This window comes from Streptomyces sp. NPDC028722, from assembly GCF_040637655.1.
Lineage (GTDB): Bacteria > Actinomycetota > Actinomycetes > Streptomycetales > Streptomycetaceae > Streptomyces.
On the sequence record NZ_JBEZWU010000081.1, the window covers coordinates 1 to 3,779 of the forward strand.

Below are 3,779 nucleotides of genomic sequence, written 5' to 3' on the forward strand. Positions count from 1 at the left end.
CCACGGCCGACGCGCCGACACCCGAACGGCGCAGCTGAGCCCTTGGGTTGTGGCTGGGGTGAGCACATCGAAATTACTTACGGGACATCGCTTAGCCCCCGTGCACCTGACTCCTATACCCGGTACCACCAGCCACCAGGGTGCCCTGTCACGACAGCACAAGAAACACGTACACAAAGCTTTCGACAAGAAGGTGAAGAGAGCGTTGAACGGCCAGCCCACCGAGGGTGGTGACTGGAGCGGGGTCCACGCCATCATCGAAAGCATCGTTTACGCCTTCGACTGAGCTGAGAGGACAGCCCGCCCAGGGAGGCTGGGGAAACGTCGCAGAAGACCGGGGGCGCGACCGCGCCGCTGCCGTGACGACAGGGGAGCGTCCCGGTGGTACGGGGGAGCCCACCGGGACGTCAGTCCAGCCTACGCAGCACCGCTCGCCTGCGTATGGAAATCCGCAGGGCGTGGCCGCTTCCGGCTGCGTGCGTCGGCGTCCGCTCAGCCGAGAGCGCGGGGCTGTCGCGGAGAGGTCAGGCCGCTTGTCCGTCGAAGCTGTCGCTCCCTCGTCATCCGTCATCCGCCGTCGGTGAGGACACGTTGTGTCCCCCCAGGGGGGACACCTACTTGACATTTCTGTCTGCCCAGCACGACATGGCCCAGCGTCCGGCCAGGGCATCGTGGTGCGAGCGCTGCCGGCCCAGGCAGGCCCCGGCTCACCGATGACCGGCTTCTTACAGGGTGGTCGACCACCGGCCGCGGGTGAGCGTGGTCTGTGCGTCGGGGGTGATCGTGACGCGGGCCCCGGTCACCGGCAGTTCCCCGCCGATGATGAGGCGGTCGAGGATGTCGGTCAGCACCTCCCACAGGCGTCGGGGGCCGCCTTGGTGGACGGTGGGCAGGTCACGGGGCTTGTTGGCGCTGGCGCGGGCCCAGGAGCCGTCCGGGTGAGCCATCCACACGGTGCGCCCGCCGTCCTCGTGCTGCTCGGTGCGGTGCTCGATGCCGGGCGCCTCCAGCTCCAGGGTGGCGTGCACGGCCCAGGAGTCGGGGACGTAGGTGAGCGGGTAGCGGCTGAGAGACCTCTGCCCGTCTTCGTCCGCGGCCTGCCACACCTCGGCGGCCGGCGAGGCGTCGTCGTAGTCGTCACCGTGGCGGGTGCGCATGAACGTGGCCCGGTCGCTGGCGATGAAGCCGCGGGCACCTCCGTCCGGCATCTTGTCGGCGACGAGGATCATCGCCGTGCCGGTGATGGTGGTGACCAGCCGGCCCCCGGGGCGCAGCGCGGTCAGCCACGAGGCGGGGACGGGCCGGACGGAGACGGTGGACACGATGCGGTCGACGTCGCCGGGCAACGTCTCGGTGATGTCGCAGACTTCGGTGCGCGGGTGCAGGTTGATGCCGTCCAGCCGGTCAGTCGCAGCCTGCACGAGGTAAGGGTCGACGTCCACGCTCGTCACGAGTTCGTCGCCCAGGCGCCGGCAGGCCAGCGCGGTGCCGTATCCGGTGCCGGTGGTCACCAGGGTGCGGGAGGTGTCGGCGAGCATCGCGTGCCGGTACATCGTGGCGATCAGGGTGGGCAGGGTCGAGGACGAGGTCGGCCACCTGCCGTACGGGACCACCGTGCCCGGCTGGACGTGATCGGCGTGGTCGGGGCCGATCCGGGTCACGAGGGACTGATTGCGGTAGGCGGCTTCGAGCCAGGCTCCGGGGTCGTCGGGGCCATGGCGGGCTACCCGGCCTTCGGTGTCCCGCTCCCACCAGTTCGGCACGAACAGGTGCCGGGGGGTGGAGGCGATCGGCTGCCACCACGGTGACTCCGGCCGCAGATGCCCGTCGGCAAGACGGCGTGCGTGCCCCTCCCAGTCCAGGTCCAAGTCCGTCCCGTCCTTCCCGTGTCTGTACGCCTCGGTTTCAGCCGTCGTCGGCCGGCCCGCAGGGCCCGGAGTTGTCCGGCCCGCACGAGCTGTCGTCGTTCGGCGCGCAGTCGGGAGGACAGGGCGCCGCGCCCGCGCGGCGCGGAACGCTCGCGGTCACCTGAGCCCACCGGTCACTGGCCAGCACCGACGCCAGACTCGCCTCCCTGACGCTGCCCGCGGTCAAGAACCGTCCCATCTCGCACACCGACACGCTCCCGTCCGGGAGGACGGCCGCCTTGTGGTCCCCGCACCGCCCGCACAACGACGCGGTCGAGGGCACTGCGGCGCCCGCGGCGTTGCCGACAGCCCGCACCTCGCTGACGTGCACTTCCTTCACGCCGAGGGCCTGCATCTCGGCGCGGGCCCGCGCGGCGCGCTCGTGGTCGCCTGAGTCGAGGACGGCGACCTTCAGCCGGATACCGCGCCTGACCGCCTCGACGATGTTGGCGCGCGTCGCCTCGTGCGAGCCGTCGCGGCCGGTGACCGCGTCGTGCTCGGCCGCGACGCTGCTGTGGTACGTCGTCGCCAGCCGCACGCGGGGGTGCTCGAACAGCCGCCAGTGCTCGGCGCGGATCCGCAGCAGGTTGCTGTAGACCCGGACGCGGAGACCGGCGCCGGCCACCCGCTGCACCATCCGGGCGAAGGCCGGGTGCAGGGTCGCCTCGCCGCCGATCAGCTGGATCTCCTCGGTGCCCAGGCCGGCGGCTTCGTCGATGATGCGGTTCCAGTCCTCCTCGGTCATGCTCCCGTGCTCCCGCGTCGGCCCGGACTTCGCGTAGCAGAGGGTCGGACAGGTGAGCTGGCAGCGGCCGGTGATCTCCAGCGACAGGAACCGCAGCGTGGTGGGGGCCTCCACAGCGATCGTCATGACGCGATCGTAGGCCGTCGGCCGCCAACACACGTGCTATCGCGACTACTTGGCCATCCGTGGTGCAGCCGGGCACGCAAGCGGCTCCTCCCGCTTCGGCGGATGCTCGCCCACCGCGAAGGTCCACGGGGCCGTGGTCGGGGTGGGACGTCGACACCCACAGGGCGCGCTCCGAGCTAAGCCGCTCCAGGGTGTCCCGCCTGCGCTCCGCCGTAGTGCGGCGAATGATCTCCGTAGCTTGCATGGGCGCCGACGTTAGCCAGCAGGTTCACGCGCATGGGGCGCAGGTCCTAGGCCCCGGCCGGTGGGCGCCCACCCGCACGGTCAGCGACTGCGCTTGAAGATCGACTTCACGAACGTGCCGATCGCCACCGCGACGAGGCCGCCGATGTGCGGCTTGCCCTCGCAGGCCAGGTCCCCGGCCTGTATGAGGGCCAGGCCGAGCAGACCGGTGGCCGCGGGCGTGGGCCGCTCGATGTAGGCCCAGGCCCGCCGGTCCTCCGGGCCCGCTATCGCGTGCGGACGTCCTGTCATGGTGCGTACCTCCGTTGCTGTGTAGTTCGGTCATGTCCGCTGCCCCAGTGGTAGGACTCGCCGGTGAATTTGTCGCGCACCGGCAAGAACGCGTGTCAGTGCACGCCGAGTTGGGGCATGTCCAACGAGACCGTGGCCTCCTGGGTGTGGTGGGGGTCGAGGCCGATGACCACCGGGAGAGGGTCGGGCGCCGTAACCGATCCGGCGAACGAGGACGTCCAGGGAGCGGTTGTCGGCCGTGGTGGAAGTACCGGTTGCGCAGTGGCCGCAGGGCCTGGTTTCTCCGAGTGCAGGTACTCCTCGCTGCCCGCCGTGTTGTGCGCGCAGCCCGCCGCCGTCGTAGATGTCCACGCGGGCTGTAGGGGCGCGGCCCTAGGTTCTGTCGTCAAACGTCACGCCCACATCAGCAGGGCTGCGAGGGTGACGGCTGCTTGGTAGGACTCGGTGGTCTTGTCGTACCGGGTGGC

General features: G+C 70.5%; 4 protein-coding genes. 1 reads left to right on the forward strand and 3 read right to left on the reverse strand.

What is annotated here, in order from left to right:
* Positions 1-286, forward strand: a 286-nt coding sequence (locus AB0F03_RS37860) for a hypothetical protein (protein ID WP_362001034.1), incomplete at its 5' end; no start/stop codon positions are given.
* A 439-nt stretch (positions 287-725) separates the two neighbouring features.
* Here the strand turns inward: AB0F03_RS37860 and AB0F03_RS37865 are convergent.
* From AB0F03_RS37865 to AB0F03_RS37875, 3 genes are all read right to left on the reverse strand, one after another.
* Positions 726-1,862: a protein-L-isoaspartate(D-aspartate) O-methyltransferase gene (locus AB0F03_RS37865; protein ID WP_362001041.1), complete on the reverse strand. Its 1,137-nt coding sequence runs from the start codon at positions 1,860-1,862 to the stop codon at positions 726-728.
* 43 nt (positions 1,863-1,905) lie between these two features.
* A complete protein-coding gene (locus AB0F03_RS37870) occupies positions 1,906-2,778 on the reverse strand; it encodes a radical SAM protein (RefSeq protein ID WP_362001036.1) in 873 nt (290 codons plus the stop codon).
* 324 nt (positions 2,779-3,102) lie between these two features.
* On the reverse strand, positions 3,103-3,312 hold the full coding sequence (locus AB0F03_RS37875) for a hypothetical protein (RefSeq protein ID WP_362001038.1): 210 nt from the start codon (positions 3,310-3,312) through the stop codon (positions 3,103-3,105).
* Positions 3,313-3,779 lie beyond the last annotated feature (467 nt).

Coding starts and splice junctions, on each gene's coding strand:
- AB0F03_RS37870 (WP_362001036.1), bottom strand. CDS start 2,778: ATGACGATCGCTGTGGAGGCCCCCACCACGCTGCGGTTCCTGTCGCTG.
- AB0F03_RS37875 (WP_362001038.1), bottom strand. CDS start 3,312: ATGACAGGACGTCCGCACGCGATAGCGGGCCCGGAGGACCGGCGGGCC.